Source organism: Oleiphilus sp. HI0080, assembly GCF_001635135.1.
The window spans coordinates 1-664 of sequence record NZ_LWFU01000958.1; the positions used below are offsets into that span (position 1 = coordinate 1).

Annotated in this window: 1 protein-coding gene; it reads left to right on the forward strand. The window is 48.3% G+C overall.

Going from position 1 to position 664, the window contains the following annotated elements:
* Window positions 1–664, forward strand: a 664-nt coding sequence (locus A3751_RS18550) for an ABC transporter substrate-binding protein (RefSeq protein ID WP_231876935.1), incomplete at both ends; no start/stop codon positions are given.

Consider the following 664-nt stretch of genomic DNA (forward strand, 5'->3'; position numbering starts at 1 on the left):
AGCGGGTGCCCACATTTTGGGGAAACGAACTCAACGTCTACAAAGGGCGCTATAACTTCGACACGATCAGCATGGATTTTTACCGAGATCAGGCCGTTGCGTTTGAGGCATTCAAATCGGACGAGTTTGATATTTTCTATGACTACACCGCCAAGAACTGGGCCGAGGGTTATGATTTTCCGGCCATCAATGCCGGCGATATCATCAAAGAACAAATCCCGCATAGTATTCCATCTGGAACACAGGGCTTTTTCTTTAATACCCGCAAAGCGCTATTCAAAGACAAGCGCGTTAGACAAGCTATCTCGGAGCTATTTGATTTTGAGTGGATTAATGCCAGCCTTTTCCATAAGGCCTACACACGCAACACTAGCTACTTCCCCAACTCCCAATACGCGCATCAAGGCAAACCTTCAGCAGAAGAACTCGCCCTGCTAGAGCCATTCAGAACGCAGTTACCACCCGAGTTGTTTTCCGGGCCATTTGAATTTTCACCTAGCAAGGGGGACGGCAATATCCGAAACAAAATGCGCAAAGCGATTAAGCTACTGCGCGATGCAGGCTGGGAACAAGATCAAGGCGTTCTAAGAAACAAGCAAACTGGGCAGGCCTTCAAGTTTGAGTTCATCTATCGACAGGCAGGGCTTGAGCGCGTAATCATGCC